The organism is Nonomuraea sp. NPDC049141 (assembly GCF_040648415.1).
Lineage (GTDB): Bacteria > Actinomycetota > Actinomycetes > Streptosporangiales > Streptosporangiaceae > Nonomuraea.
The window spans coordinates 638718-665564 of the sequence record NZ_JBEZDR010000003.1; the positions used below are offsets into that span (position 1 = coordinate 638718).

The following is a 26847-nucleotide window of genomic DNA, read 5'->3' on the forward strand; positions in this document are numbered from 1 at the left end:
TCATCCGGCACGGTTGACCTCAACCATGGTTCAGGTAGCAGGCTGGGAGGCATGCACACGATAAGGCTCCATTCTTTCGGTCCCGCCGAGAACCTCCGCTATGAGTCCGCCCCCGACCCCTCCCCAGGGGTCGGCGAGGTCCGCATCGCCGTACACGCCATCGGGGTGCACTTCATCGAGACGCTGTTCAGACGGGGCATGCCCGTCGGCCCGCACCCCGCGCCCGACCTGCCCACGACGTTCGGTCAGGAGGTGGCGGGAGTGGTCGAGTCGGTAGGTGGCGGCGTCGACGCCGGCCTGGTGGGCAGCCGTGTGGTGACCGGCGAGGTGACGTCGGGCGGCTACGCCTCCCTCGCCATCGCGCCCGCTTCCGGTCTCGTGGTGCTGCCCGACCGGCTGGAGTACGGTGCGGCGGTCGCCATGCACACGACCGGCGCCACCACGCTGGGAGTGCTGGAGCTCGCCCCCGTGACCGCCTCGGACGTGGTGCTGGTCATGGCCGCCGCCGGCGGGATCGGCACGCTGCTCGTCCAGCACGCCCGCCGGGTGGGCGCGACGGTCGTCGGAGCCGCGGGCGGTCCCGCGAAGGCGGCCCGGGTCCGCTCGCTGGGTGCCGATCTGGCGGTGGACTACGACGCGCCCGACTGGGCCGACGTGGTGCGGGAGTCGATCGGCGACGTCACGATCGTCTTCGACGGGGTGGGCGGCAAGCTCGGCCGGGCCGCGTTCGAGCTCCTCGGCGAGGGCGGGCGGCAGGTCGTGTTCGGGCAGGCGTCGGGGGAGTGGTTCCACCCGGAGGAGGCTGAGTTGAAGGCCCGCGGCGTGACCTCGTACGACGGCATCGGCTACCTGCTCAGCCGCGAGGGCGGCCGCACCGACCTGCGGGACCGGGCCCTGGAGGCGGCGGCGAACGGCGAACTCACGCCCGCGGTCCAGTCCTTCCCGCTGGCGGAGGCCGCCGCCGCCCACGCGGCCCTGGAGAGCAGGAACACCATGGGCAAGGTGATCCTCATCCCGTAGCGAGCTCCTCGACGATCGGGGTGAAGGCATCGAGGTCGCGCTCATGATGCACCACGAAATACGAAATATCGTGCTCATCCCGCCAGTGGCGGAGCTTGTCGACTATGTCGCGATGGGTTCCGAGGAGTACCTGGGGCGTCTCGTCCAGCTGTGAGGTGTCGGCGGCGCTCCAGGTCTCCTCCGGCTTGCGCACGCCCACCTGGACCACGCTCGTGCCCAGTTCCAGCCGGTCGTAGCGGTCGCCGGCGGCCGCGCGCACCGTCTGGAGCTTGTCCATGAACGCCTGCCGCCCGCCGTCGCTCCCATCGGGGCCGGAGCCGTCGGCGCGTACCCGCATCCCCAGGTTCACCACGTCGGCCTCCCGCGCGGCCAGTCGCAGCATCCGCGGCCCGCCCCCGCCGAGCAGCAGTCGCGGATGTGGCCGCTGAACGGGCTTGGGCTGCTGGTCGAGCGCCCGTATCCGGTAATGCTTCCCGTCGAAGCTGAACGGCCCGTCGCCCCACAGCCCCTTGAGCACGGCCACGGCCTCGCCCAGCCGTTCCACCCGCACCCCGGGCGACTCGAACCGCAGACCCGCCTGCTGGTAGTCGTCCGCCATCCAGCCGGTCCCGAGCCCGACGTCGAGCCGCCCGTCGGACAGCACGTCGAGGGTCGCCGTCTCCTTGGCCAGCACGGCCGGATGCCGGAAGTCGTTCGCGAACACGAGGGTCCCCATCCGCAGGCGCGTCGTGGCGCTCGCGGCGGCGGCCAGTGCCGCCACGGGGGCGAATCGCGGCCCGACCAGGTGGTCGGGCACGAGCAGCACCTCGAACCCGGCGCTCTCCAGCCGCCTGGCCTTGTCCGCCCACGCCTTGCCCGACTCCGCCTGCCGCACCACCGCCCCAAACCTGAACCGCCGCACGGGCCACCTCATTTTCTGATTTGAGCAAGCGCTTGTCTGATCCGCTAGCTTAAAGGCGATCACCCCACATGGCACCACCCGCCGCTCTTCACGTCCGTCCGCGTCAGCTGTCCGCGTCAGCTGTCCGCGTCAGCTGTCCGCGTCAGCTGTCCGCGTTAGTCATCCGTGTCCGCCGCCCGCGCCCGCCGCCCGCGTCTGCTGTCCGTGTGCGCTGCCCTTGCCCGCAACTCGCGTCTGACCCGCGTCTGTCGTCCGCGTCCGGTGTCGGGGCCATCGTGTTGGTCCGTGCCTGTCGACCGCGCCCGTGGCTGTTCGCCGTTCGCGCCCTGTCGTGCCCGCTGTTCGTGCTCGCCGTGCGTGCTCTGTTTGTGCTTGCCATGCGTGCTCTGTTCAGGCTCGCGTGCCTACCTGCGGGCTTTTCTTTTCTTTTCTTTACGGCACGGCCGGGTTGGCCGCCACCCGCCGTTCGCGGCTGGGGGCCTCCAGGAAAACGGCCGCTGAACCCGCACGTGGCCGGGCGCCGTTACGTGCGCATTGTTGACCGTCTCCGGGGTTTGGTGCCGAGCGTTACCTCGTTGAGGGCTGTTGCCCCGGTCTTCCGGTTGAGGGTGCTCTGTGAAGCCGTGCCGTCTAAAGCGGATGGAGTGCCACGAAGCGGATATATGACCATAAAAGTAGGCACGGGGCTCTTGTTTGTCGGATGCGGCTTCGCGAAGGATCGAAGGATGAAGGTTGTCTAGGTGCTCGTGGTGCGTCGGTGGGGGCCGGAGCGTGCCAGGGGCGTCTGACGTCCTCAAATGGGGGAGGAATCATGGCCGTTGCCCAGTCTCGAGCGAGCTCGTCCAAAGAGCTCTCGCTTGACATGCCGCTGTTGAGCATCAAGGTCCGTCCTTCGGATCTGCGGATGCCGCATGTCGGGATGCCACATGTCGGGATGCCGCATCTGGAAATGCCGCGCATTTCCCGGCAGGAGGTTGGCCATGCCGTGGACGTGGCCCGGACGCTCCTTCCTCCGCCTGAGCGCATCGCCTACTATGGCGCGCTCGGCGTGCTCGCGGCCTTCGGGGTGCTCGAGTGGCCGGTGGCCGCCGCCATCGGCGCCGGGACGCTGATCGCGCGGCGCGGATGGCAAGGGGAGAGCGGGTCACCCGCCCGCAGGGCGCAGGGATCCCCGACCGCCGAGCGACCCAGCACCGCGACCACCGCGACCACGGCACCCAAGCGCACTGCCGCGCCGAAGCGCGCCGCTGCGTCGGCCGCCTCGTCGAGGCGTGCCACCGCGACCGCCGCGCCGAAGCGCACGGCCGCGCCGAAGGGCGCCACCGCGACCGCTGCGCCGAGGCGCACTGCCGCGTCGAAGAGTTCCACGACGACCGCCGCGTCGAGGCGCACGGCCGCGTCGAAGGGTGTCACCTCTTCCACCGCCGCGTCGAAGAGTTCCACCGCGACCGCCGCGTCGAGGCGCACGGCTGCGTCGAAGGGTGTCACCGCCTCCACCGCTGCGCCGAAGCGTGCCAGCTCGTCGAAGCGCGCCGCCGCGGCGAAGGGTGCCACTTCCTCGGCCGCCGCGTCGAGGCGTGCCGCCGCGGGCGCCGGCAGCTCTACGAGGGCCTCCTCTCGGCGGACGTCCGAATCCACCACGTCACGAGGTGGTCGAAAGAGCACCGCCGGGCGTGCGCGGTCGGGCGGGTGAGGCCCGGGTTGCCCCCCGTTCTGAGCAGCCTGCCCGACTGGACGGTTCCGTCGAGGGGGCGGCATGTGGCCGTTCTCCGTTGACACCGTCCTGAGCATGCTCCCCGAACCGGTCCGGAGCATGCTCCCGCGCCCACGCCGGATACAGAAGTGCGCGGGCGGAGTCCGCGTGGAACTGCGGCACATCGGCGGCCCTGGCACGGACCGGGTCGCGCGGGCCCTCGAAGACCGGATGCGCGCGGTCGGCATGGACCGGGCCGAGGTGAACGGCGCGCTCGGCTGCGTGTTCGTGGGCTGCGACGCGGCCACAGCCGATCTGGACAAGCTGGTGGCCATCGTCGATGAATTCGATGTGGACGGCGGTCAAGCCGGTGGCCCACTGGCGCTCGACGGCGTGGAGCAGCAGGCCCGTGCCGCGGTGAGTCTCAGCCTGCACCTCGTCGGCACCGGGCTCGCTCTGGCCGGGCAGGTCGCCCGTCTGCCGAAGCTGTCGCCGGCCGTGCCCGCCGTACTGTCGCTGGCCGAGCACGCCCCGCGGATCCGCCGGGAGCTGGAGCGGCACATGGGCAGGCCCGCCGCGGACGCGCTGGTCGCGTCGTCGCGCGTCGTCACCCAGACGCTGGCCATGCGGCCCTTGTCGATGCTCGTCGACTCCGTCGCCGCGGCCGGCCGCTACATCGACTCGTGCGCCGGGCGCCGGGCCTGGGAGCTGCGTGAAGAGGAGTTCGCCGACGCCGACGGGGCCTACCGTCACACCCGGGTCGCCGGGCGGCCTCGTCCCGTTCCGCTGCCGCACGGCCCCATCGAGCGGTACGCCGACGCCGCGAGCGCGGTCACGCTGGCGACGGACGCCGTCGTCACCTTGGTGAGCCGCGATCACCAGCGCGGGCTCTCCACGCTCGTCACAGGGATCCCGAAGGCCGCGCATGTCGGCAGGGACGCTTTCAGCGGCGCCTTCATGCGTGCCCTGGCCAAACGCGGCGGAATGGTGCTCGACCGCCACGCGCTGCGCCGCATGGATCGCGTCGACACTGTCATCCTCGACGCCACCGCCTTGGCCACAGGCGCGTGGACGATCGATGGTGTCATCCCGCTGGACACGGACCAGGACCTGGACGAGTTGCACGCGCGGCTCTACACACTGGTCGACCTCACCGATCCCGCGGCTGCGCGCGAGCGTGACGGATGGGCGGTCAGACCGTACTCGGCGCCGCGCGAATCCCCGGAAGTACGGAAGTGGCGCCGGCAGGGAGTACGGCCGGTCAGCGTCTCGCGGCAGGGCGTCCCGATCGCGCTGGTCGGGCTGGCGCCCGAGCCCCACCCGCTGGCCGAAGCCGTGGCCGCCGCCGCGAAAGGCGCGGGCACCGTGATCCTGGCCGGCGGGGAGACGGGCCTTGCCTTGCGACTCGGTGTCGACCGGGTCGTCGACGGCGGCTCCCGGTTGGCCACCTCGGTGCGGGCGCTGCAGTCCGAAGGGCACGTCGTGGCCGTGGTGTCCCGTACGTCGAGGCGTGGCCTGCGTCAGGCCGACCTGGGCATCGGCGTGCTCAGGGGAGCGCGGCGCGTGCCGTGGGACGCCGACGTGATCAGCGATCTCGACGGGGTCCACTTGCTGCTGAGTTGCGTGCCGTACGCGAAGAGCGCGAGCAGGCGCAGCGTACGGCTGGCCGCGGCGGCGGGGGTCGTCGGCGCGGGCCTGGCCGTTCTCGGGCCGGCCGGGACAGCGGTCGCGCGGGCGCACCTGATACGCGACTGCACCTCGGTGGCCGCCCTGGTCACCGGGGAGTGGGCGGGGCGCGACGTCAGGCGGACGGCGCCGCCGGTGGACGCCGACCGTACGCCATGGCATGCGATGACGGTGCCTGACGTCCTCGACCTGCTGCGTACGTCGCCGCACGGGCTGACCGAGAAGGAGGCCGCGCGCCGCAGGACGAAGCCGGCGCGGCCGGATTCCACCGGGCCCACCTCCTTGGTCATGGCGTCGGTGGAAGAGCTCGCCAACCCGTTGACGCCGGTCCTGGCCGCGGGCGCGGGCCTGTCGGCCGCGGTCGGTTCGGCCCTGGACGCCGTGCTGATCGGCGGCGTGATGGTGGTCGACGCCGTCATCGGCGGGGCGCAACGGCGCGGCGCCGACAGGGAACTGCACCGCCTCACCGAGATCACCGCCGTGCGGGTACGGCTGCGCAGGCCCGGCGGCGGCGTCTCCGGCGTCGCCGACGACCTGGTGAAGGGGGACGTGATCGAGCTGCGTGCCGGCGACGCCGTACCGGCCGACGGCAGGCTGATCGAGGCGGTCGGCCTGGAGATCGACGAGTCCACCTTGACCGGCGAGTCGCAGCTCGTGGCCAAGACAGAGACGCCCACCGCCGCTGCCGCCATCGCGGACCGCCGATCGATGGTGTTCGAGGGCACCACCGTCGCGGCCGGTCACGGTCTGGCAGTGGTGGTGGCGACAGGGGAGGAGACCCAGGCGGGCAGGACCGCCAGACTGGCCCCCGACGGGCCGCTGGTGAGCGGCGTGGAGCTGAGGCTCCGCAGACTGAGCCGCAGGATCCTGCCCGCCGCGATCGGGTCGGGCGCCTTCCTGATGGTGCTGAACCTGCTGCGCGGCTCACCCCTGTCCGCGGCTGTCGCCCCCGCGGTGAGCCTGGCCGTCGCCGCGGTGCCCGAAGGGCTGCCGTTCATCGCCACCGTGGCCGAGCTCGCTTCGAGCAGACGGCTGTCCAAGCGCAACACGCTGGTCCGCAACCCGTCGACGATCGAGGCCCTGGGCCGGGTCGACGTGCTCTGCTTCGACAAGACGGGGACCCTGACCGAAGGCCGCATCAGCCTGCGCCAGGTGTCCGACGGAAACCACGCCCGGCCGCTCGAGACACTGACGCCGGAGCTGAAGGAGATCGTCGGCGCGGCACTCCGGGCGGGGCCCCGCTTCGAGGGCGGGCGGGCCATCCCCCATCCCACGGACCGCGCCGTCGTGGAGGGCGCCGCCCGGTTGCACATCGCGCCCAAGGACGGCCTGCGGGAGTGGCACCGGGTCGACGAGCTGCCCTTCGAACCCGCGCGTGGCTACCACGCGGTGCTCGGCTTGTCGGAGTCGGGCCATCTGCTGAGCGTCAAGGGAGCGCCCGAGGTGGTGCTCGACCGCTGCACCGAACTGATCCGCGGCGGCCGGCCGGTCCTCATGGGCGCGAAGAGCAGGCGCGAGCTGGAGAAGGAGGTTGACAGGCTCGCGTTGCAGGGATTCCGGGTGCTCGCCGTCGCCGAGCGCCAGGCGTCCAGCCGCGCCGATCTGGACGAGTCCCGCATCGAGCGCCTGTGTTTCCTGGGGTTCCTCTGCCTGGCCGACCCCGTCCGGCCGACGGCGAAGCGGAGCGTCGAGGGACTGATGCGAGCCGGCGTACGGGTCGTCATGATCACTGGCGACCATCCGAGCACGGCCGAGGCCATCGCCGCCGAGATCCACGTTCTGAACGGCCAGCGGGTGATGACGGGACCCGAGCTGGAGCGGCTGGACGACGACGCCTTGATCGCGGTGCTGCCCGAGGTGGCGGTGTTCGCGCGCACCACGCCCGAGCACAAGGCCCGCCTCGTCTCGTGCCTGCGGCGCGCGGGCAAGGTGGTGGCCGTCACCGGTGACGGGGCCAACGACGTCCCCGCGATCCGGCTCGCCGACGTCGGCATCGCCCTCGGACCCCTGGCCACCCCCGCCGCCCGGGCCGCCGCCGACATCGTCGTGATCGACGATCGCATCGAGACGATCATCGACGCGATCTCCGAGGGCCGGGCGATGTGGGGCTCCGTCCGCGACTCGCTCGGCATCCTGCTGGGCGGGAACGTCGGAGAGATCGCCTTCACGGTCGGCTCCAGCCTGCTGTCCAGGCGCGGCGCGCTGAACGCCCGCCAACTGCTCCTGGTCAACCTGCTCACCGACATGCTGCCCGCCATGGCCGTGGCCGTGCGCCCACCGGATACCGAGAGCCCGGAGCGGCTGCTCGCCGAGGGGCCGGAGGTCTCGCTCGGCACCGCCCTGACCCGCGACATCTACGTACGCGCCGTCACCACCGCCGCGGCGGCGACCGCGGCGTGGCTGCTCGGCCGGATGACCGGCACACAGGGTCGCGCCTCCACCGTCGGGCTCATCGGCCTGGTGGGAGCGCAACTGCTGCAGACGCTGACGGTGGGGGGCCGGGACCGGACGGTGTTCCTCGCGTCGGTGTCGTCGCTGGCCGCCCTCATGGTGATCGTCTCTGTCCCCGGCCTCAGCCAGGTCTTCGGCTGCCGTCCGGTCGGCCCGTTCGGCTGGGTCATCGGCCTGGGCTGCGCCGTCGTGGCGGCGTGGGTCGCGACGCTGATGGAACGGGCGAGCGCGGGGTAGTCACCAACGGTTCACCAAACGGACACCATGCCGACCGTCGAAATGTAACATTTGTGGCGAATTATCTCGCTAACGGTAGATTTAGTGATGTGAGGTATTCGGTGTCCGAATTTCTGGCCTCTGTGCTCGCGAAGGCGGCCATGATGCTCCTGCAAGCGTTGATCACTCGTATCGTCCAGGCCCTCGTCACGTCCCTCATCGGCCGCGCCGCCTTCTCCCCGGCCTGAGCCCCTGCCCTAGAGGTTGACGTCGCCGCACAGGTGCACCTCGACGCCCAGGCGGTGGAAGAACGCCGCCTTCGCGAGGAGCGCCTTGTCGGCCGTGGCGGCGTCGGGGGCGTAGGCGATCTGGACGTGGTTGGCCTTGTGGCGGGCCATGAACTGGTCGCGGGTGACCCCGTGGTGGACGACGTGCGCGATCGGCCACTCCGGGTTGGTCGCCGCCCACCGCCGCTCGGTCTCCTCCTCGGGCAGCTCCACGACGGAAGCGCGGCCGATGTCGAGCTGGAGGCGGGCTTCGGCGATGTAGAGGCGGGACCAGACGATCTCCCCGGGCCTGCTCACTCCCTTGATCGTGCCGCCGCCCGCCGGGAAGTACATCGGGTTCTGTCGATGGCTCACCGCGCCCGCGTATCCGCCCGTCAGATGGGACGGCGGGACGGAGCCGGAGATCTCGTAGACCCAGACGAAGTCTTCACCGTACCGTTCGCCCCAGCGGACGTCGTGCAGCGTGGTCGCCGGGTCGAGGCCCATGGCGGTCCACACCCGGTTGGTCACCAGCGCGTCCGCGGCCACGCCCTCGTCCGCCTCGTTGAAGTGCGGCAGCGGGGCGTCGTCGTAGAGCACCCGGGTGCCGTCACGGCTGGTCACCGGCGGGCGTACGACGTTGTTGAGCAGCCCTTCCGCCAGGTCGGATGCCGGGGTGAGATCCTTCAGCCCCTGCTGGTACTGGATCCCGACGGCGTCCAGGCCGAAGTCGTCGGCGATCCGCAGCGCGGCGACGTACATCTTGCACTGCTCACGCAGCTGCCGGTCGGTGAGCTCCGTGGCCTCGTCCGTGCCGGTGGCGAACCGCATCCCGGCGGCGGAGAGCCAGTCGCGCACGGCCGTCGCCTCGGCGTCCTGCACCTTGAGCATCTCGGCGTACAGGGCGCTCTGGGACAGCCGCTCCTTGTAGATGCCGAGGGGGTTGAGCAGCTCATCGTCGATGATCGCGTTGTACATGCCCATGCAGCCCTCGTCGAAGACGCCGATGATGGCCTTGTCGCGCAGCAGTTCCTCGGCCAGCGCGACGCCGAGCTCGGCTTCCGGGCCGGGCGGCAGCGGTGGCAGCGGGCGGACGTGCGAGGCGTCGTGGTCGATGTGGCCGGCCTGCACCCAGCTCGCGATGCCGTCCAGGAAGTAGCGGTCGGAGAAGTCGACCGACCAGATCGTCGAGTACGGGCGGCCCATCTTGGTCAGTCCGGCGTTGAGGCCGAGCAGCCCGACCAGGCCGGGCCAGGTCCCGTCGAAGTTGGCGACGGTGAGGATCGGGCCTTCGTGGGTGCGGAGGCTGGCCAGCACGTGGTGGCTGTACTGCCATACGGCCTCGGCGACGATGAGCGGCGCGTCGGCCGGGATGGTCTTGAAGACCTCCAGACCCATCCGCTGGCTGTCGATGAAGCCGTGCCCCTTGGCGGGATCCACCTCGTTCGCGCGGACCACGCTCCATCCGAGGTCATCGAAGGCCGAGGCGACCGCCTTTTCGAGGGCTTCCTGGGCGGGCCAGCCGGCGACGTTGGCCGCCAGGCGCAGGTCGCCGCTGGCGATCAGGTAGGCGGTGCGCGGCGCGGCGGAGCGCTCCGGGCGGGCGACAGGCTGGCGGTACGGGCTGGTCATGGCGTGTTCGGCTCCAGGTCGGCGAGAGGTAGCCGGGCGAGGACGATTCCCCGGCGCTGCCAGGTGTAGGTGACGAGCAGGTGTTCGGAGGTGACGATCGCGGCCGGATAGCTGTACTCGGCGACGCCGCTGGTGACGACCCCGGCGTCACCCGGCGCGAAGCCTGTGCCGGAGGCAGTGCCGGAGCCTGTGCCGGGGGCGGTGCCGGAGCTTGTGGCGGGAGTGGTGCCCGTGCCGGGGGCGGTGCCGGAGCTGCGGGCAGGGCCGGGGTTCAGGAGTCGTGGGACGGCCGGATCGATGGAGACGGCGCCGTCGTCCACGATCGGTCCCGCGTGCCAGGTCAGTCCGTCGTCGTCCGACAGCGAGACGACGAGCGGGCAGCGGCTGCCCCACGACTCGGTGGCCGGGTTGTGCACGCAGGCCACCCGGCCCGACGGCAGCGTGACCGCGGTGAGGCCGCTGTTGTTGTTCGGCAGGCCCGTGGGCTCGGCGGGTGTCCAGGTGCGCCCGCCGTCGGCGGAGACCGAGCGGTACGCCCGGCCCTCGGTGCTGCGCATCAGGGCGACAGGACCGCCTGCTCCCCACCACAGCGTGGGCTGGATGTGCCCGGCGCCGGTCAAGGCGGCGTGCTCGACGGGAATCGGGCACCGCGTCCAGCTCAGCCCGCCGTCATCGGACACGTCGACGAACGGATCCCAGCGGGGTTGCTCGCCCCACTGCTCTGTTGAGCCCGGCGCCAGCCAGCGCAGGCCGCCGGGAGCGAGCAGCGGCGGGTTCTTGACCGGCCCGCGGCCGCCGGACCGGTCTCCCGGGACGAGTTCGCGGACCGGCTCCCACGTGGCGCCGCCGTCGTACGACCGGGTGACCAGCGTGACCCACTCGGAGATGCGCGCACCCGCCTTGCAGAACAGCCACAGGGCACCGTCCGGCCCCACCGCCAGCACCGGGTTCCAGTGCGCGACGGCCCTGCCGGTCTCCAGGGTGCGTATCCGGCCGTCCCGGGCGATCCGGATACGGTTGTCGGGCGTCCCCTCCCTGGTCCCGGCGAACCACGCGACCACGGGAACGCGGTCCACCACCGCGAGCGTGGACGCATGGCACTGCGTCCAGCGCAGATCATCAACGGTCACGAACTCCCGGCGAATCCCCGCGACCTCTCCGAGGCTCCCCGCCTCTTCGCGATGGGTCCGCACGTCGTCCGGGAGGGTCCCTGCGTCTTCGCGCCGGAGCTCCGCGGCTTCGCGAGGGGTCCCTGCGGCGCCGGCCGAGCTCACGTGATCATGGTCCATGGAGGCGCGGTTCATTCCGCGTGGGATGCCGACGCCGTCTCGGCCAGGCGTGCGATGTGCTGTCGCTGGTCGGGGCCGATCTCGGGGGCGGGCATGCGGAGGGCGCCGGTTCCGCGACCCAGGTGGCTCAGCGCCAGCTTGATGCCTTCCACGGTGCCGCCCAGCGCGGCCAGCACCTCGTCCACCCGCGCCTGGGCGGAGCGTTCCACTGCGGCGTCGTCGCCGGTCACGGCGTCGGCGAGCATCGCGAACGGCTCGGGGAAGGCCGCCGACAGCCCGGAGACGACTCCGGCGCCGCCGTGGCGGACGACCTCGGCGAGCTTGGTGTCCGCGCCCGACCACAGCCGAGCCTGCGGCGGGAGCGCGGCGCGGTACTCCTCGAACCGCTCGGCCGCCAGGCCGCTCAGCTTGGCGCCGGCCAGCCCGGTCTCGGCGGCGATCATGGCGAACTCGGCGGGCTCGACGACCACGCCCGAGCGCTCGCTGAACAGGTAGCCATAGACGGCGGCCGGGCCCGCGGCCGCCGTCACCGCGGCGAAGTGCCGGAGGACGGCGCCGGTGTCGGCGGGCAGGTAGTACGGAGTCAGCGTGGCCAGCCTGCGCGCCCCCAGGGCGACGGCGTCGCGGGTCACTACCACCGCCTCTCGGGTGGCCGCGGCGCCGACGTGCACCACGACCCGGTCAGGGCCGAACACGGCCAGCGCGGTCTCGGCCAGCGTACGGCGCTCCGCCCGGTCCAGCGCCGGGAACTCGCCGGTGGTGCCGCAGACGAAGACCCCGTCGACGTGACGCGCGAGATCGGTGAAGTGCGCCTTGGTGGTGGCGTGGTCGAGCTCGCCCGCCTCGTCGAAGAAGGTGGGAACGGCGGCGAGGACCTCCGCCCGGCGTCGGGTATTTTCTGGCATGGCAAAGCCTCGGTTCGTCATGGATGGCGGGCGGACGGTGACTGGGGTCAGAAGGCGGGCTGCGGGCGCGGTCGCCCGCTCAGCGTCGCGCGGATCCGGCTGCAGGAGCCGTCGAGATGAGCGGTGAGCGCGGTGAGCGCGGCGTCGACGTCGCCCGAGCGGATGACGTCCCTCAGGTAGACGTGGTCGTCGGCGACGGGAACCAGATCCCGGTCGGTGTTGGTGATCTCCAACACCGTCGCGAACAGCGGCCGGTGCAGCGCCCAGGTGGCGGTGAGCCAGCGGTTGTCGCCGAGCGTGTAGAACCCGCTGTGGAAATCGAGGTCGGCCGCGGCGAACTTGGCGGCGTCGGCGGCCACGGCCGCGGACTGCATCTGGTCGAGCGCCTCGTCGATCGGGGTCCAGTCGGCGGCGTCGAGGCGCGCGATGGCCTCCCGGACGGCCAGGCTCTCCAGCGCGCCGCGCAGCGAGTAAAGCTCCAGGAGATCCTTGTCGGACAGCCCGCGTACGGAGACGCCCCGCTTGCGCGTCTCGACCAGCCCCTCGATCTCCAGTTGGCGAAGCGCGTCGCGGACCGGCCCGCGGCTCACCCCGTAGCGCTCCGCGATCTTGCCCTCGACCAGATGGGTGCCCACGCTCAGCTCGCCGCGCACGATGAGCGAGCGGAGCTGGACGAGCAGCTGATCTCCGAGCGGTGGATTGCGCAACGGATTGATGATCGTCACCAGCTCTCCTCCCGTGTTGTCCGCCCACGGTATCTCTGCTTACTGCAGACGGTCAACGTTAACCGATAACAGGTGACCGTTGACGGTTAACCGTTTCCCAAGACATAGTGTGCGACAACCGAATCCCTGCGGAAATGTGCAAAGCCGCTGGCAGAAAGGGAGACGCCATGGTTGCGACCCTTCCGAAGACAGACCGCCGCTACACCTGGAAGGTCACGGCATCCAGCTTCCTCGGCAACACGCTGGAGTACTACGACTTCCTCGTCTACGGGACGGCGGCCGCCGTCGTCTTCCCCAAGGTGTTCTTCCCCGACGCCAGCGGCTTCGTTGGCACGCTCTCGGCCTTCGGCACGTTCGCGGTCGGCTTCCTGGCCCGGCCGCTGGGCGGGCTCTTCTTCGGCAGTCGCGGGGACCGGCACGGCCGCAAGTCCACCCTGATGATCACCCTCACCGTCATGGGGCTCAGCACCATCCTCATCGGACTGCTGCCGTCCTACGGGGCGATCGGGATCTGGGCCCCGATCCTGCTGGTGGTGCTGCGGCTGCTCCAGGGATTCGCGGTGGGCGGTGAGTGGGGCGGCTCCATGATCATCGTGCTGGAGTCGGCGCCACCGAACCGCCGAGGTTTCTTCAGCGCCTGGCCCAACACCGGCGGATTCTCGGCGCAGATCCTCATCACGCTCGTCTTCGCCTACGTCTACACGCTCCCCGATGACCAACTGCAGGCCTGGGGATGGCGGATCCCGTTCCTGCTGTCGGCGGCCGTCCTCGTCGTGACGTTCTGGATGCGGCGCAGCCTGCGCGAGACCCCGGTCTTCACCGAGGCCGTCGCCGCCGCGCCGGCGGCGGGTGACGTGGCCGAGGCGGCCGCGAAGCCGGACCGCCCGGCTCATGGTCCGATCCGTTCGATCTTCGTCGACGACTGGCGCAACCTGCTGCTGATCATCGGGCTGCGGTTCGCCGAGGCTCTGCCGTACTTCCTGCTCACGGTGTTCGCGCTGTCGTACGGCACGGGCACGCTCGGCCTGCAGAAGGGCCAGCTGAACAACGCGATCCTCGTCGCGGCCGTGCTCTCCTTCGTCAGCCATGGGGTGTTCGCCGCGATCTCCGACCGGATCGGGCGGCGGCCGGTCTACTTCTTCGGCGCGGTCGTGGTGTTCGTGATGGCGTTCCCGTTCTTCTTCATGCTGCGCAGCGGGTCGATGGTGCTGATCGTGCTCGGGTACGTGCTGGTGCTCAACCTCGGGCACAACGCCATCAATGCCATCCAGCCCGCGTTCTTCGCCGAGTTGTTCCCGGCGGATCGCCGCTACACCGGCGCCGCGGCGGGCCGTGAGATCGCCTCGATCTTCGCCGGCGGGCTGACCCCGTTCGTGGCCACGGCGCTGGCCGGGTCCGACGGCAGCCGGTGGCCGCTGGTCGCCGCGTACGTCATGGTCGGTGCGGTGATCACGATGGTGGCCGTGTACAAGGCGCCGGAGTCCTTCCGCCGCGACCTCAGCGCCACGGGCACGACGGTCCGCTGACGGCGGGTGCTCGGCCGGCCGCGAAAGCGGCGGCGCGGTCGAGTTCCGCGGGAGCGGGACAGAAGACGACCTGAAACGCGATGATGGGCTCGGACGTTTCCCGGCTTTTCCCCAGGCTGGAGAGGGCGGCCTATGCCCAGAGCTCGTCGTACGAAGCGGGGCAATTCCCCCGCGAGTGGTAAGAAGTCCCCCGAGCAGAAGCCGAGCGAGCCGGTCGAGGAAGGCGCGGGTGGGGCGAGACCGGGTCGAGCCGTGCTGGCGTGGGTGGCCGGGGTCGTCGGTGCGGTGATCGTCGCGGCGGCCGGCGCCGTGTTCACCGGCTGGTTCGGCTCGCTCGGGCCCGGTGCCTTCGATGAGATCAGCCGAGAGGCGCCCGTCACGGCCGCCTATGTGATGATCGGCACCGATGACCCCGACCTCGCTCTGCGCGAGCCGGTGACCGCCGCGCAGGACCGGGCGATCCTGCTGGGCAGGCCGGACGCGGCGCAACATGAGGCTTTTCTGGAGCGCTACCGCGCCGCCCCGGTCGGGCGGACGAGGGCCATAGTCGTCCTGAACGGCAACCGCGCCAGCCTGCGGATCGCCGACATCAGACCGCGCATCCTGACCCGCGAGCCGGTGCCCGACGGCGCGCTGTTGAGCCCCGCCCATGCCGGCGAGCAGGGCACCATCGAGGTCGCGGCCGATCTCGACCGGCCGACGCCGTGGTTCACCTCGGTCAAGGATCGCGACACCCCGTACTTCGAGACCAAGCAGATCGATCTGGTCCGGGACGAACGGGTGACCTTCATCATGACGCTCACCGCCTGCAAGGCGTACTACGAGTTCGAACTCGTGGCCACGGTCGTCAGCAACGGCCGCGCCGAGCAGGTGGTGATCCGCAGACCGGGCGGGCTCCCGTTCCGGCTGACCGGTCCCGCACGGGCTTACCGCACCGTGTACGACCAGTCCTCGATGGGTGCCTGGAGCGTCCGGAGCAAGCCGGGCAAGTACCGCATCGAGGGGTGCTGACGTGCGACGACTGGTCGGTGTACCGCTGCTGGCGCTGATGACCTGCTTGGCCCTCGTGTCCGACGCCCCGGCCGTCGTGCGGAAGGCGGTGGGCTGGCGGGCCGAATGGTCGGCGGCGTTCGACAACCGTTCGTTCGGCTTGACCGAGGACGCCATCGTCTACAGCCACACTCTCGTGGCGTCCGAGCGTGCCCTCGCGGTGGCGGCGCGCATAGGCCGGATCCTCATCCTCGACCCGGTCACGGGGCGCGTCCTGAGCACCGTGCCGGCCGAACCCCGGCTCGGGGACGTACGTGAGCTGTGGGTCGCCGACGAAGCCCTCGTCGTCCTACGAGAGCAGCCCGGACGCACGGGAGCCGAGTTCGAGGGTGTGCTCACCGGCTACGACCTGGCCACGGGACAGCGGCTGTGGGGCTGGAGACTCGCCCGTGAGGCCGTGGTGACCCGGCGAGCCGTGGCGGCACTGACGGCGTCGGACGTCCAACTGCTCGACGCCAGGACCGGGGCGACCAGAGCGGTCATGCCCGTTCTGCAGGGCTGCACCGCGGCCGCGGCGGCCGCCGACGAGCTGGTCGCCGTGCTCGAACTCTGCGCGAACGACCGCGTCCACCTCGCCGCCGTGGATCCGGAAACCGGCCGCCCTTACTGGACCCGTGACCTGACGTACCGTCGGCCACAGCAGTGGCCACCGGCCGAGGGGGCGGACCCGCGGACAGACATGGGCGTGGCGACCGCCGCGGACGGAACCGTCCTTGTCCACCTCTCCGACACCCCCTACCTGTACGCATCGGACGGCAGGCGGCTGCCCGCCGGCATCCATGGCGAGGCCACCCGGTCGCCGATCATCACAGGGGAGGGCGTTGTAATAAACACATCGATCCCGGACGGAGGAGGCTACGTTCAGGGAATCGATCCGGCCACCGTTGCCATCCGCTGGACCCGGGGGGTAGCGGGGTCGACGTCGTTCATCGCGACCGGGGACCTGTTCGTGACGAAGAGCGGGAACTACCCGGGTTTGGAACCCTGGCCGCTGAACGCCTACCTGCTGGCCATCGACGCCGCCACAGGTGAGGCGAGCGAGCTCCCGTTGCCCGCCACCGGCGGCGCCACCTTCCTGGAGGGAGGCGCCGGGGGCCTGGTCTTCGTGAGCACCCCGACGCGGGACGACGACAGCACCGGTGTCAAGAACGGCACCCGGATCACCGCCTACCGCCTTGTCCGTGCCAACCGGGCCCCGGCGAACCCGCCCGGCGTCGCCCCGGCGGCAGACTGGCCGGACGCCTGCGGCCTGCTCACCGACCGCGACCTGAGCCTGCTGGCCCCGGGCTACCTCGCCTACCCGCACGCGCGCACGCTGGCGGGCAGCCCGCTGCCCAAACCCGCCGTCTGCGACTGGATCCCGCCGACCGACAAGGGCGACGTCGTCTCCGTGTCCGTCACCTGGACGGCGCCCTCGACGTCCGAGGCGCGGCGCCTGGCGGCCGAGGAGGTCCGCTACGGGCTCGACACCACCATCAAGGGCCGCGATGGGCCGGACATCGTGTACTACCAGTTGGGCCATCCCGCCGGTGACCAGTACGGGGCTCTGGTCAGCGTGGGTCCGGTCGTCACCAAGCTCGTGGCCTCCACACCGGAGACGGTGCGGCGGCTCGCGCCCAGATTGCGAGACAACCTGCGGACTTCTGCCGGCCCTCGTCATGGTCACCGCTCATGAGGTGGGCGACCTGCTCGGCCGGCCCTGCCGGGTTCTGCCCTCGAACCGGTTCAAGAGGCTTCTCGTTCGAAGCGGGTCGTGCGATCATGGTCCTGTCGTGGTCCGGCTCGGTAATGCGGCCGGCTGGAATCATGCCTTCGCGGCCTGGGAAAACGTCAACCTCGCCGGGTGCCGGCTCAATATGACCTGCATGCTCGCTGCCGGCGTCATGCCCGGAATGTCATAGGGGAGCGGATGCTGATGACCCTGGGCTCCATCGCGCCTGATGATCATATGAAAGGGATACATGCTTGAGGCTGAGCTGGAGACGGTGATCGCCGATGTGATCGGACCCGCGGCCGTCGAGACCGACCGCGGCGGAGTCTTTCCCGCCGCGGGCATCGAAGCGCTGGGCAAGGCGGGAGTCCTGGGCCTGGTCAGCGCGACCGAGGTAGGGGGAGCCGGCCAGGGGCTGCGCGAGGCGGCTCAGGTCATCACCTCGCTGGCCGCGGCCTGCGGATCCACCGCCATGATCGTGCTCATGCACTTCGCCGCCACCGCGGTGATCGAGGCGCACGGCCCGGCGGAGACCCGCCGGGCTGTGGCCGAAGGCCGTTACCTCACCACCCTGGCCTTCTCCGAGACGGGTTCGCGCAGCCACTTCTGGGCTCCTGTGGGCACCGCGGCGGAAGCGGAGAACGGCGAGGTCGCGCTTGACACGCGCAAGAGCTTCGTCACCGCGGCCGGACACGCCGATGGGTATGTGTGGTCCAGCCGGCCGCTCGCGAGCACGGGGCCGATGACATTGTGGCTGGTGCCCGGCGACACGCCGGGCCTGACCGTCACAGGCGCGTTCGACGGGCTTGGTCTGCGTGGTAACGCGTCCAGTCCCATGGCCGCGGACGGGGCTCGGGTGCCTATGAGCGCGATGCTGGGTGCGGACGGGCAAGGATTGGACCTCGCGCTGGCCACAGCGCTGCCCGGCTTCCTCGTGCTCAATGCGGCCTGCTCGATCGGCATCGCACAGGCGCTGGCTGACGAAGCCGGGGAACACGTCTCTCGCACGGTTCTGACGCATCTGGGGCAGCGGCTGGCCGATCAGGACGCCCCTCGATCCGCCTTCGCCCGCATCCTCACCAGAGTCCACCAGACCCGCGCTTTCCTGGACGACACGCTGACTGCGCTGGAGTCCGGCCGCGAGGACGCCATGCTCCGCGTGCTCCAGGTCAAGGCGGTCGCGGCGGAGGCCGCGGCTGAGGTCGCCGATGACGTCATGCGGTTGTGCGGCGGCTCCGCCTTCCGCCGGGACCTGAGTATCGAGCGTCACTTCCGCGACGCGCTGGCCGCCCGGGTCATGGCTCCGACCACCGAGGCGCTGCTGGACTTCGTCGGGCGAGCCTCGCTCGGGCTCCCGCTGTTCGATGAGGCGGCGCGATGACGCTGCTCATGGGAGCCGTGGCGTACGACCCGAAGGTGGTGACGATCTGGTCGGGGTTCCGCGCCTGGCTCGTGCGCCAGGGTCTGCCGTACGACTTCGTCCTGTACTCGAACTACGAGCGGCAGGCCGAGGATCTGGTCGCCGGCCGGATCCACGCGGCCTGGCACTCTCCGCTGGCCTGGATCCGCTCCCGGCGGATGGCCGAGGCGCTCGGACGTACGGTGCGACCGCTGGTGATGCGGGACACCGATCGAGATCTGCGGTCGGTGGTGGTGGTACGTGCGGACTCCGGCATCCAGACGGTGGACGACCTCGCCGGCCGGGTCGTGGCCTGTGGTGCCATCGACTCGCCGCAGGCCACGCTGCTGCCGCTGGACCACCTGCGTCAAGCCGGCGTGAAGGTCGACGTCCGGCGCTTCGACATCGGAGTCGGCCTGCACGGCGACCACATCGGCGGGGAGCGCGAGGCGGCCCGCTCGCTGATGTCCGGGGAGGCGGCCGCGGCGTGCATGATCGATGCCAACCACCTCCTCTTCGGGCGGGAGGGGACGCTGCCGGCCGGCTCCACCCGGATCCTCACCGCCACCGAACCCTATGATCACTGCGTCATGGCCGTCTCCGACACCGCTCCGGAAGAGCACGTCCGGCATTTCGCCGAGCTGCTGCTCGGCATGTCCTACGCCGATCCCGAGGTTCGCCCCCTCCTGGACCTCGAAGGGCTGACCGCCTGGAACGAGGGCCGCACGAGCGGGTACGGCGCGCTGGAGGTCGCGGTGAGCGGCTTCTACGACGGACAGGGAGGTCTGGTCGCGGAGGACTACCAGCCGTGACGGATCGGGTCGTCGACCTGGGTGACGTCGGGTTCGACCGAGGCGCTCACATCCTGCTCGCCGGCGAACTGGCGATGATGCCGGTGGGCGGACGGCTGGGCGTCACGGGTACGGACGCGGCGCTCACCCTCCACCTGGCCGCCTGGTGCCGCTCGCAGGGGCATCGGGTCGAGACCCCGGCGGATACCGCCGGGGTACGGACGTGGGTGGTGTGCGGCCGCGGCGTTCACGATCGGTGGGCGGGTGCGGAGCGCGCGGGCGCGGCCGGATCCGCCGCCGCGGTGCTACGGCCGGCCGCGCACTGGGGTCTGGCCGCTCGCGGCGCCCTGGTCGAGGCCGGCGGACCCGTCTTGTCCTTCGACCTCGACCGCAAGGAACTGGTGTGGGCCGACCTGGCGCCGAAGCTGTACGCGCAGGCGGCGGCCAGGCAGTGGGACCCGGCGACCGCGATCGGCTGGGACACTCCCTTCGACCTGCCCGCTGAGATCGAGCGCGCGGTCGTTCAGGTGATGACCTACCTGATCGAGAACGAGCAGGCCGCCCTGGTCATCCCCGCCCGGCTGCTGGCCCGGGTTCACCCGCACTTTCGTGAGGTGCTCCAGCTGCTCGCCGTACAGGCGGCCGACGAAGCCCGGCACGTCGAGGTGTTCACCCGCAGGGCGCTGCTCAAGGGCCACGACCTGGGCACCTCCTCCGTCTCCGGGCGTAGCTCCCTGTCGTCACTGCTGGCCGAACCGGACTTCTCGCTCGCCTTGTTCCTGCTGTCAGTGCTGGGCGAGGGCACCTTCCTCAACCTGTTGTCCTTCCTGGCCGAGCACGCCCCCGATCCGGTCACCCGCCAGGTCGTGACGCTGGTGCACCAGGACGAAGCCCGGCACGTGGCCTTCGGCATGGGGCATCTGCGGGAGCAGTCCAGACGCGACCCCGCGTTCACCGCGCGGCTGAGAGGGGCCATCGAGCGCCGTCACGATGCCCTGCTCAGCACCGCGGGCATCAATCAGGACGTGCTGGACGCGCTGACCGTGCTGGCCGCGGGGGAATGGACCGCGCCCGCGATCGCCCGTGGACACGCCGCCGTTGAACGCCTGCACCTGGACATGTACGACGGGCGGAGAAACCGGCTGATCCGCCTGGGTTTCCCCGCCGAGGAGGCAGCCGAACTCTCCGCTCTGCACACACGCAACTTCATGTGACCTCGTGTTCGCCTTCTTTCGGGCCGCGCGGCACCGTGGGCCGAGCAGGGCGGACTGTCGGCAGGCCGGCCTCCACCCATGCCTCGAACCCGCCGACGACATCGGTGGCGTTGGACAACCCGAGCTCCCGCAGCGCCGCCGCGGCCAGCGAGGAGGAGTATCCCTCGGCGCAGATCACGATCCACTGGATGTCATGGGAGCCGGCCTCGGGAATGCGGGACTCACACGTGGGGTCGAGCCGCCACTCCAGATGGTTGCGTTCGATGACGACGGCTCCGGGTATCTCGCCCGCGGCCCGGCGCTGAGACTCGGGACGAGTGTCGGCGATCTTCCCGCCGCTGCGCACGGCTGCCCAGGCCTCGGCGGGACTCAGGCGATGGAGCCCCGTGCGGGCCTGGGCCAGCAGCCGGTCGACGTCAGTCGCGGGGGCGGCATACTCGCCGGTCGTTATCGGTACGCCGGGTGATTCCACGGGCATCGAGGCACTCCAGGAGAGGTAGGGCGACGCGGCGGGTCGTCGCCAGGGCGACCCGCGCATCGCTGACTGTGAAGGGTGAGGGAAGCCGCGCGAGAGTGTCCGCCGCCTTGTCCAGCGCGTCGGGCAGCAGGATGACGTTCTTCCCGATCGACGTCACCGCGCCCGAGCGGAGCGCGGCCGCCAGTGACTTCCCCGTCAGGCCGAGCTCTTCCAGGCGCTCGGCGGTGGGGGCGTCGAAGGGATGCTCGGCGAGGCCGGCGGCCAGCTCCGCGACCGCCCTGGCGATCGCGGGAGGCAGAGACCGGCCGGCGACAAGGATCCGCCCGGCTTTAACTACCAGAGGCGGTGCGACGAGCGCCTCGGCCAGTCGCCGATCAGGCAGGCCGAGCAGCTGAGCGGCGGCGCCCACGGTGATCCCCGGATCGAGCGGGGGCCGTCGCGAGACCTGGTCGGCGAGACGGTGTCCCAGCGACGACCAGTGTCCGGGATCGGCGTACCAGTCGCCGGCCACGGGCGAACCGCTGGGCGGGCAGCCCATCGCCGTCAGCTCGTTTCCCGTCAGCAGGCCGTGCCAGCGCAGCAGGGTAGCGGAGTCGGGCAGGTCGACTTCGTCGAGCGCGGCCGCCCTGGCGGCTGCGGCACCCCGGCGCCGCAGTTCGACGGGACGGATGTCCAGCACTCGGAGTCCGGCGACGATCTCCCGCCTGCCGGGGTCGCGGAGCAGGCCCCGGTCGCCCGTCCTGAGTGGCAGGGAACGGCCGAGGGTGAGCCTGGCGGTGTCGGCGCCCAGCAGGCGGAGCCGGACGGGAACGGCGGCCGACCCGATGTGGAGGACCGCGTCCCCCCGCTGGTCCATGCCGGAATCCAGCCGCACGTCGATGACCTGGGTCGGTATCCAGGCGCCCGGTGTCACCAGCGCCATGCCACGAGACAGGTCGTCACGGTCGACACCGCGCAGGTTGATGGCGACGCGGGCGGTCGCCGAGACCTGCTCGGCTTTCTCTCCGAGGGTTTGGAGTCCGCGAACCCTGACCTGATGCCCGCCTGCGTCCAGCTCGTCGCCCACGCGCAGGGTGCCCCTGGTCAGCGTTCCGGTGACGACGGTCCCGGCGCCCGTGACGGTGAAGACCCGGTCGATCCACAACCGGACCGCACCTTCCGTGTCCGTCTCGGGCAGCGCGGCGGCGAGCCGGGCCAGGGCGGCCTCCAGCTCGGCGAATCCCTGCCGGGTCCGTCCGCTGACGACGACGCTGTCGATCCCCGCCAGGCTGGTCTTTTCGAGGTGGCCGTGAGCCTGCCTCAGAGCAGGCTCCGGATCGGCGAGGTCGGCCCGGGTGATGACCGCGAGGCCGTGCCGGACGCCCAGGGCGTCGAGCGCGGCCAGGTGCTCGGCCGACTGGGCCTGCCAGCCTTCGTCCGCCGCGACGACGATCATCACCGCCGGACACGGCCCGACTCCGGCCAGCATGTTGGTGACGAACCGTTCGTGCCCGGGAACGTCGACGAACGCGATCCGTTCACCCGATCGGAGCGTGGTCCAGGCGAACCCGAGGTCGATGGTCATGCCGCGGCGGCGTTCCTCGGCCCAGCGGTCGGGCTCCATCCCGGTCAGCGCCCGGACCAGCGTCGACTTGCCGTGGTCCACGTGCCCGGCCGTGGCGATCACATGCACGCATGCTCCACCGCGGCGGCGATGACCTCGTCCTGATCGGGCTCGACCGCGCGCAGGTCGAGCACCAGCCGCCCGTCGGTGATCCGGCCGATCACGGGAGGATCGTAGGAGCGCAGCCGCAGGGTCAGCTTCTTGTCCACGGCGATTCCCGCGCTGGGCAGCTCCACTCCCGGTGCGCCCCCGCCACCGACCCTGGCGATGGTCGGCACCGCCTCCGCCCGGCCGCCGAGCCGGCGCGCGAGGCGCTCCGCGCGTTCCATGAGCTCGGTGGTGCTCGCGTGGAGCGATCGGTGCACCGGCGGTCGCGGGCCGCGCAGGGTCGCTTCGAGCGCGGCCAGGGTGAGCTTGTCCACCCGCAACGCACGGGCGAGGGGATGGCGGCGAAGCCGTTCCACGAGGTGCTCGTCACCGAGCAGGAGACCCGCCTGCGGGCCGCCGAGGAGTTTGTCGCCGCTGGCGGTGACCAGCGCCGCTCCCTGGAGCAGCGCGCCGGCCGCGTCCGGTTCGCCGGGCAGCAGCGGTTCCGGGCGCAGCAGCCCGGAGCCGATGTCGGCCACCACGGGCGGCCCGATCGTGGCGAGCTCCTCGATGGAGACCTCGGAGGTGAATCCCTCGATCCGGTAGTTGGACGGGTGCACCTTGAGGATGAAGCCGGTTTCCGGGCCGCAGGCGTTCTGGTAGTCGCGCAGGGCGGTCCGGTTCGTGGTGCCGACCTCGCGGAGCCGGCTACCGGCGGACTCCAGCAGCTCGGGCAGGCGGAATCCGTCGCCGATCTCCACCAGCTCACCGCGGCTGATGACGATCTCCCTGCCCTGCGCGAGCACCGTGGCGGCGAGTACGAGTGCGGCCGCGTTGTTGTTGACCACGTGCACGGCCCGCGCCTCGGGGACCGCCTGCGCCAGCGCGGCGAGAGCCGTACGGCCACGGCGGGCGCGCCGCCCGTCGGCGAGGTCGAACTCGACGTCGGTGTAGCCGGCGGCCGCGGTGACCGCCGCGATGGCGGCGGGTGAGAGCGGAGCCCGGCCCAGATTGGTGTGCACGAGCACACCGGTGGCGTTGACGACGTGCTGGAGACCGCCGGCGGTCGCCGGCAGGAGGGCGAGCGCGGCGTCCAGGGCGCCCTCGGGGTCGGTGAAGCCCTCGCGGACACGTTGCTGGGCGTTCGCCACCGCGGCCTTGACGAGGCTACGGCCGAGCGTCTCCTGCGCGGCGGCCAACCGGGGGTCGGCCAGCATGACGTCGGTCCGCGGTACAGAACTCCGTCGATCCACTCACGACCATCCCCGGACTCGCTGATCATCAGCGGAGGCGGACGGGAATCGAACCCGCCGCGCCGAGATGCTCGGCGCCACTGGTTTTGAAGACCAGGAGGGCCACCAGACACCTAAACGCCTCCGAAGTGGATCATAGACCCATGAACAACATCAGGCTCACGCAATACGGCAACGGAGGCGGCTGCAGCTGCAAGATCCCTCCAGACGAGCTGGAGGAGCTGGTCGCCGGACTCTTACCGACCTCTTCTCCATCGACAGGCCGGCTGCTGCTGGGTATCGACCAGGGTGACGACGCGGCGGTGCTCCAGGTGGAAGGCGAGACCCGGGCCATCGTCGCGACGACGGATTTCTTCACCCCTGTCGTCGACGATCCGTACGACTTCGGCCGGATCGCCGCCACCAACGCCCTCTCCGACGTCTACGCCGTCGGCGGCGAACCCGTCATAGCTCTGAACCTGCTCGGCTGGCCCCGCGGCGTCCTGCCCCTCGAGCTCGCTCGCGAGGTGCTGCGCGGCGGTTCCGCGATGACGCAGGCGGCGGGCTGTCATCTCGCGGGAGGCCACAGCATCGATGACCCCCATCCCAAATACGGGCTGGCCGTCACCGGCCTCGCCGATCCCGACCGACTGCTGCGCGTGGACGCGGGCAAGCCCGGCATCCCCCTCACCTTGACCAAACCTCTCGGCATCGGGGTGCTGAACACGCGGCACAAGGCGACCGGGGAGATCTTCCCCGAGGCGGTTGCCGCCATGACGACGCTCAACCGCGACGCCTCCCGGATGGCGCTGGCCGCGGGGGTTCTCTGCGCCACCGACGTCACAGGTTTCGGCCTCCTTGGCCATCTCTACAAGCTGGTCAGGGCGAGCGGCGTCTCCGCCGTCGTCGACAGCGCCGCCGTGCCTTACCTGGAGGGAGCCCGAGAGGCCATCCGTGATGGATACATCAGCGGCGGATCCCGCCGGAACCTCGACTGGATCGCCCCTCATTGCGACTTCGGCGACCTGCCGGAGAACGAGCGGCTTCTCCTCGCCGACGCGCAGACCTCGGGCGGCCTGCTCGTCGCGGGTGAGATCCCCGGCTTTCCGGTGATAGGCGAACTCGTCCCTCGTGGGGAACACCTGCTCATGGCGAAGTAGACGCCAGCTGTGGGCAACCCGCGCCACAGAGCCGGGCGGGTTGCCCACAGCTGGGGGCGGAGGACGGGGCCGGCTTCACGGGTGGTGGGAACCCGTGCGCGTGAAAGCATTCTCGCCGCCGCGGCAAGAACGGTTGTGATCGTGTACAAGACGCGTAGCGGGAGAGATCAGCCGGCGGTTCCGGCCGATCTCTTCGACCGCTACTTCGCCGAGATCCACCGCTACATCGCCCGTCGCCTGCCCGTGGACGACGCCGAAGACCTGGCCGTCGAGGTCTTCGTCGCGGCACTGCGCGGCGGATACGACCCGGCCGTGGGGGAGGTCAGGCCCTGGCTGTACGGCATCGCCACCAACCTGGTCGCGCGGCATCGCCGTACCGAGACCACGCGGTGGAAGGCGCTCAGCCGCGCGGCGGGGCGCGAGTGGGACGGCCACGAGGACTCCGCACTGGATCGGGTGCTCGATCGGGTGGACGCCGCGCGCTTCACCGGCCCGCTCGCGGGGGCGCTGGCCGGGCTGAAGCAGCGCGACCGTGACGTGGTGCTGCTGATCGTGTTCGGCGGTCTGAGCCACGCCGAGGTCGCCGCCGCCTTGGACATTCCCTATGGAACCGTCGCGTCCCGGCTTAACAGGGCACGCAAGCATCTGCGCGCGGCGCTCGGCGCGCTGAAGGAGGACCTCGATGGATGAGCTCGAACTGCTCGCCCGGGCGCTGCCCGACGCGCCCCCGCTCTCGCCCGAGGCGGTCTCGCGGGCTCGCGCCCGGTTCGTCGCCGACGGCGCGCGCGTCCGCCCCGCCACCGGCCGTTCCCGCCCGCGTGTGTGGGCATGGACGCTGAGCGCGGGCGTGGCCACCGCCGCGATGGTCATAGCGGTCACGTTGGTGGCCAACCTGGTTTCCGCGCCTGCTCAGGTGCTGGTGCAGCCACGGAACAACGAGCTGCTCGAGCTGGCCGACCGGGTCGAGCGCCTGCCTGAACAAAGGGGCGCCTACTGGCGGGAGGTGATCATCACCGGTTCACGGTTTTCCGCGGGCGGCTACGACCTGTTCGCGCGGCAGCGCCTCGAGCGAACGGCGCCGCTGGACACCGCGGAGAGATCCATACTGCAGACCTCCACGTCGAGCGCGTTTCCGGCCTCCGCAGTCGACGAACGCGCATGGCGGGCGGCGGGAGCGCCGACCCGGATCAAGCTGCCCTGCTCCAAGAAGGGCGCCCCCGCCGCCAAGTGCGAACAGATGCGAGTCACCGACCAGCTCCATGTCTGCGGATGGCGCGACGGGGACGACGCTCAGGTAGGGAACAGCTCCGTCGCGGCTCTCACCCTCGCCGATCTGGCCGCCATCCCCGCCGACCGCGACGGCCTGCTCGCCAAGCTCCGCGACTATCACCGCATCTGGGAGAGACGAGGGTTCAAGCAGCCGTTCGCGGACTTCGTCCCTCAAGCGGGCAATCTTCTGTCCATGCCGATCCGACCGCAGCTCCGTGCCGCGATCCTGCGCCTGCTGGCGAAGCTTCCCGGTACCAAGGTGTACGGCACGGCGACCGACCCGCTGGGCCGGCCGGCGTTGTCGGTCACTTTCACCCGTGACACCGGGCAGCCTCAGACTCCGGGACCGAAGTCGCCCCGCGCACGCACCTTCCTGGACATGGCGACCGGCGCCGCGCTGGCCCAGACCAGCTGGGGCGGTTCCGGAGGCGACATCCTGACCTACTACAGCGCGCAGGCGCCCGGGACGGGGTGGATCGCGAACCGCCCCACCCCGCCGAAGTCCTGCAAGGCCAAGTAATCAAGGCACTTACCAAGCGCTTG

At 71.1% G+C, this 26847-nt stretch carries 21 protein-coding genes and 1 tRNA gene; 12 read left to right on the plus strand and 10 right to left on the minus strand.

What is annotated here, in order from left to right; translation table 11 throughout:
* The first annotated feature begins 51 nt into the window (after positions 1–51).
* The gene (locus AB0B91_RS11385; RefSeq protein ID WP_358318170.1) at positions 52–1020 is read left to right on the plus strand and encodes a zinc-binding dehydrogenase; all 969 of its coding nucleotides are present in this window, start codon (positions 52–54) and stop codon (positions 1018–1020) included.
* On the opposite strand, the gene AB0B91_RS11390 is transcribed toward AB0B91_RS11385, so the two are convergent.
* Together AB0B91_RS11390 and AB0B91_RS11395 are read right to left on the minus strand one after the other, a co-directional pair.
* Positions 1010–1921 (minus strand): TIGR03621 family F420-dependent LLM class oxidoreductase, encoded by a 912-nt coding sequence (locus AB0B91_RS11390; protein WP_358318171.1) that lies wholly within the window; start codon positions 1919–1921, stop codon positions 1010–1012. The genes AB0B91_RS11385 and AB0B91_RS11390 overlap by 11 nt on opposite strands.
* Before the next feature lie 1032 nt (positions 1922–2953).
* Positions 2954–3559: a hypothetical protein gene (locus AB0B91_RS11395; RefSeq protein ID WP_358318172.1), complete on the minus strand. Its 606-nt coding sequence runs from the start codon at positions 3557–3559 to the stop codon at positions 2954–2956.
* Between the two features lie 223 nt (positions 3560–3782).
* Here AB0B91_RS11395 and AB0B91_RS11400 point away from each other — a divergent pair, with 223 nt between their 5' ends.
* Positions 3783–7988 (plus strand): HAD-IC family P-type ATPase, encoded by a 4206-nt coding sequence (locus AB0B91_RS11400; RefSeq protein ID WP_358318173.1) that lies wholly within the window; start codon positions 3783–3785, stop codon positions 7986–7988.
* Positions 7989–8089: 101 nt separating this feature from the next.
* Positions 8090–8215, plus strand: coding sequence for a hypothetical protein (locus AB0B91_RS11405; protein WP_358318174.1), 126 nt, complete (start codon positions 8090–8092; stop codon positions 8213–8215).
* Between the two features lie 9 nt (positions 8216–8224).
* Here AB0B91_RS11405 and AB0B91_RS11410 read toward each other — a convergent pair whose 3' ends face one another.
* The 4 genes from AB0B91_RS11410 to AB0B91_RS11425 all read right to left on the minus strand — a co-directional run bounded on the left by AB0B91_RS11410 (position 8225) and on the right by AB0B91_RS11425 (position 12784).
* Positions 8225–9865 (minus strand): hypothetical protein, encoded by a 1641-nt coding sequence (locus AB0B91_RS11410; RefSeq protein WP_358318175.1) that lies wholly within the window; start codon positions 9863–9865, stop codon positions 8225–8227.
* Positions 9862–10995: a sialidase family protein gene (locus AB0B91_RS11415; RefSeq protein WP_358318176.1), complete on the minus strand. Its 1134-nt coding sequence runs from the start codon at positions 10993–10995 to the stop codon at positions 9862–9864. The genes AB0B91_RS11410 and AB0B91_RS11415 overlap by 4 nt, the downstream gene beginning before the upstream one ends.
* A 170-nt stretch (positions 10996–11165) precedes the next feature.
* Positions 11166–12059, minus strand: a complete 894-nt coding sequence (locus AB0B91_RS11420) for a dihydrodipicolinate synthase family protein (protein WP_358318177.1) — start codon at positions 12057–12059, stop codon at positions 11166–11168.
* Positions 12060–12106: 47 nt separating this feature from the next.
* On the minus strand, positions 12107–12784 hold the full coding sequence (locus AB0B91_RS11425) for a GntR family transcriptional regulator (protein ID WP_358318178.1): 678 nt from the start codon (positions 12782–12784) through the stop codon (positions 12107–12109).
* Between the two features lie 167 nt (positions 12785–12951).
* Between AB0B91_RS11425 and AB0B91_RS11430 the strand changes: the two genes are divergently transcribed.
* From AB0B91_RS11430 to AB0B91_RS11455, 6 genes are all read left to right on the plus strand, one after another.
* A complete protein-coding gene (locus AB0B91_RS11430; protein WP_358318179.1) occupies positions 12952–14310 on the plus strand; it encodes an MFS transporter in 1359 nt (452 codons plus the stop codon).
* A 132-nt stretch (positions 14311–14442) separates the two neighbouring features.
* The gene (locus AB0B91_RS11435) at positions 14443–15321 is read left to right on the plus strand and encodes a hypothetical protein (protein WP_358318180.1); all 879 of its coding nucleotides are present in this window, start codon (positions 14443–14445) and stop codon (positions 15319–15321) included.
* 1 nt (position 15322) lies between these two features.
* Positions 15323–17035 (plus strand): PQQ-binding-like beta-propeller repeat protein, encoded by a 1713-nt coding sequence (locus tag AB0B91_RS11440; RefSeq protein WP_358318181.1) that lies wholly within the window; start codon positions 15323–15325, stop codon positions 17033–17035.
* 286 nt (positions 17036–17321) lie between these two features.
* Positions 17322–18452, plus strand: coding sequence for an acyl-CoA dehydrogenase family protein (locus AB0B91_RS11445; RefSeq protein WP_358318182.1), 1131 nt, complete (start codon positions 17322–17324; stop codon positions 18450–18452).
* Positions 18449–19282, plus strand: a complete 834-nt coding sequence (locus tag AB0B91_RS11450; protein ID WP_358318183.1) for a PhnD/SsuA/transferrin family substrate-binding protein — start codon at positions 18449–18451, stop codon at positions 19280–19282. Before AB0B91_RS11445 ends, AB0B91_RS11450 begins: the two co-directional genes overlap by 4 nt.
* A complete protein-coding gene (locus AB0B91_RS11455; RefSeq protein ID WP_358318184.1) occupies positions 19279–20475 on the plus strand; it encodes a hypothetical protein in 1197 nt (398 codons plus the stop codon). Before AB0B91_RS11450 ends, AB0B91_RS11455 begins: the two co-directional genes overlap by 4 nt.
* Here the strand turns inward: AB0B91_RS11455 and AB0B91_RS11460 are convergent.
* The 4 genes from AB0B91_RS11460 to AB0B91_RS11475 all read right to left on the minus strand — a co-directional run bounded on the left by AB0B91_RS11460 (position 20468) and on the right by AB0B91_RS11475 (position 24021).
* On the minus strand, positions 20468–20953 hold the full coding sequence (locus tag AB0B91_RS11460) for a rhodanese-like domain-containing protein (RefSeq protein ID WP_358318185.1): 486 nt from the start codon (positions 20951–20953) through the stop codon (positions 20468–20470). The genes AB0B91_RS11455 and AB0B91_RS11460 overlap by 8 nt on opposite strands.
* Entirely contained in the window at positions 20892–22625 is a 1734-nt protein-coding gene (selB, locus tag AB0B91_RS11465) for a selenocysteine-specific translation elongation factor (RefSeq protein ID WP_358318186.1), read from the minus strand. Before selB ends, AB0B91_RS11460 begins: the two co-directional genes overlap by 62 nt.
* On the minus strand, positions 22616–23896 hold the full coding sequence (gene selA, locus AB0B91_RS11470) for an L-seryl-tRNA(Sec) selenium transferase (protein WP_358318187.1): 1281 nt from the start codon (positions 23894–23896) through the stop codon (positions 22616–22618). The genes selB and selA overlap by 10 nt, the downstream gene beginning before the upstream one ends.
* A 31-nt stretch (positions 23897–23927) precedes the next feature.
* A tRNA-Sec gene (locus AB0B91_RS11475) sits at positions 23928–24021 on the minus strand.
* A gap of 18 nt (positions 24022–24039) precedes the next feature.
* Between AB0B91_RS11475 and selD the strand changes: the two genes are divergently transcribed.
* The 3 genes from selD (at position 24040) to AB0B91_RS11490 (ending at position 26824) form a co-directional block, all read left to right on the plus strand.
* On the plus strand, positions 24040–25035 hold the full coding sequence (gene selD / locus AB0B91_RS11480; RefSeq protein WP_358318188.1) for a selenide, water dikinase SelD: 996 nt from the start codon (positions 24040–24042) through the stop codon (positions 25033–25035).
* Between the two features lie 141 nt (positions 25036–25176).
* Positions 25177–25725, plus strand: a complete 549-nt coding sequence (locus tag AB0B91_RS11485) for an RNA polymerase sigma factor (RefSeq protein WP_358318189.1) — start codon at positions 25177–25179, stop codon at positions 25723–25725.
* On the plus strand, positions 25718–26824 hold the full coding sequence (locus AB0B91_RS11490) for a hypothetical protein (RefSeq protein ID WP_358318190.1): 1107 nt from the start codon (positions 25718–25720) through the stop codon (positions 26822–26824). The genes AB0B91_RS11485 and AB0B91_RS11490 overlap by 8 nt, the downstream gene beginning before the upstream one ends.
* Positions 26825–26847: the final 23 nt, after the last annotated feature.

Excerpts from the sequence above, each read along its gene's own strand:
- AB0B91_RS11385 (WP_358318170.1), top strand. The coding sequence starts at position 52 with ATGCACACGATAAGGCTCCATTCTTTCGGTCCCGCCGAGAACCTCCGC.
- AB0B91_RS11410 (WP_358318175.1), bottom strand. The coding sequence starts at position 9,865 with ATGACCAGCCCGTACCGCCAGCCTGTCGCCCGCCCGGAGCGCTCCGCC.
- AB0B91_RS11420 (WP_358318177.1), bottom strand. The coding sequence starts at position 12,059 with ATGCCAGAAAATACCCGACGCCGGGCGGAGGTCCTCGCCGCCGTTCCC.
- AB0B91_RS11430 (WP_358318179.1), top strand. The coding sequence starts at position 12,952 with ATGGTTGCGACCCTTCCGAAGACAGACCGCCGCTACACCTGGAAGGTC.
- AB0B91_RS11435 (WP_358318180.1), top strand. The coding sequence starts at position 14,443 with ATGCCCAGAGCTCGTCGTACGAAGCGGGGCAATTCCCCCGCGAGTGGT.
- AB0B91_RS11445 (WP_358318182.1), top strand. The coding sequence starts at position 17,322 with ATGCTTGAGGCTGAGCTGGAGACGGTGATCGCCGATGTGATCGGACCC.
- AB0B91_RS11450 (WP_358318183.1), top strand. The coding sequence starts at position 18,449 with ATGACGCTGCTCATGGGAGCCGTGGCGTACGACCCGAAGGTGGTGACG.
- AB0B91_RS11460 (WP_358318185.1), bottom strand. The coding sequence starts at position 20,953 with ATGCCCGTGGAATCACCCGGCGTACCGATAACGACCGGCGAGTATGCC.
- selD (WP_358318188.1), top strand. The coding sequence starts at position 24,040 with ATGAACAACATCAGGCTCACGCAATACGGCAACGGAGGCGGCTGCAGC.
- AB0B91_RS11490 (WP_358318190.1), top strand. The coding sequence starts at position 25,718 with ATGGATGAGCTCGAACTGCTCGCCCGGGCGCTGCCCGACGCGCCCCCG.